The 879-nt window shown below is 48.7% G+C and carries 1 protein-coding gene; it reads right to left on the bottom strand.

From position 1 onward, the window contains the following. On the bottom strand, nucleotides 1–731 hold a 731-nt coding region (locus IE076_RS22495), incomplete at its 3' end, for an FG-GAP repeat domain-containing protein (protein ID WP_244649762.1). Between the last annotated feature and the right edge of the window lie 148 nt (nucleotides 732–879).

The following is an 879-nucleotide window of genomic DNA, read 5'->3' as shown; positions in this document are numbered from 1 at the left end:
TATTGGGCACTGCCCCATCCAGAATTGGCGGCAAATGACGTTGTGGCTGTTATTATTTCTGAAGAAAAGGTACCATCTGCCTTACCCAGTGCAACATATGTCGCGTCTTCGTAAAAAACAACGATGTCAGCTCGACCATCGCCATTGACATCGCCAACAACATGTTCGTTTTGAGCACTGCTCCAATTAGTATTCGCGGCGAATGACGTCGTGGCTGAAGAGAATGTACCATCTGTTTTACCGAGTGCCACAAATGCTGCATCCTCACCAAACCCAACAATATCTGCTCTGCCGTCTCCGTTCACATCTGCGAGTCTACGCGGGTAAGTGTCCTGTGAGCCCCAACCAGCACTGACTACAAAATCATTCAGTGTGAGTTCAATCTGCTCAAATGAGACCCCCTCCTCTCCACCATGGAGAGTGTCATCACCTGCACGACGGTTGTCTGCGATAAACTGGAAATCATCTGCATGCAGTTCCGCCTTGTCTACGCCATTCAGGGTTACTGAATTACCGTCGTTAAACGTAATTACAGCATTGTTCCCGCTATTACTTGTTGCTGCAAGGACTGCGTTAAAATCTGCAAAGAAATCCGTGGCAAAGCGAATGGAATCTTCAGACCCTGCTCCCGCGACGAAATCAGTGATAACATCGTGCCCGAAGGATCCACCGGTGAACACAAATGTGTCGTCTCTAGCACCTCCACTCAGTACATCATCAGCAATATCCATTGCAACCGATACACCAGTTTCTCCAAACCCAACAATATCTGCTCGGCCGTCCCCGTTCACATCACCTAGCATCCGAGGATACAGATCCTGAGAGGACCAGCCAGAAGCTACGACAAAATCGTTGTGCGCCTGTTTAATCTCTCCAAAG

Origin of the sequence: Pseudovibrio japonicus, from assembly GCF_014651595.1 — a bacterium.
GTDB classification, from domain to species: domain Bacteria; phylum Pseudomonadota; class Alphaproteobacteria; order Rhizobiales; family Stappiaceae; genus Pseudovibrio; species Pseudovibrio japonicus.
This window is presented reverse-complemented; position numbering and strand designations above follow the sequence as displayed.